Raw genomic sequence first — 272 nt, 5'->3', positions numbered from 1 at the left:
CGGGCCAGGGGCCGCTGCACGACAGGCACCACCTGCACCACCCCGTAACTCGTCATTCCGGGAGGAGCATGTGAAAAGACGTCGCGCGGCTGCCTGGGCCGCCTCAGCGCTTGTCACCACCCTGGCACTGACCGGTGCGCTCACCGGCCCCGCCGCCGCAACGCCCGGCGTTGCGGCACAAGGGGAGACGGCGGCGGTCGCCACCGCGACCGACCCCGTCACGCACCAGGAGAACGACCGTGTCCCCGAGGGCTCGGTGTGGACCCAGCACT

1 pseudogene is annotated in these 272 nt (G+C 72.1%); it reads left to right on the top strand.

Features of this window, described 5'->3' with window-relative positions:
* Window positions 1–70 precede the first annotated feature (70 nt).
* Window positions 71–272: pseudogene (locus tag BZY54_RS54180) on the top strand (CocE/NonD family hydrolase); the annotation flags it as partial.

It is taken from the genome of Streptomyces carpinensis, from assembly GCF_002154505.1.
Lineage (GTDB): Bacteria > Actinomycetota > Actinomycetes > Streptomycetales > Streptomycetaceae > Streptomyces > Streptomyces carpinensis.
The sequence above is the reverse complement of the archived record's forward strand: the minus strand, read 5'-3'. Positions and strand labels throughout refer to the sequence as shown.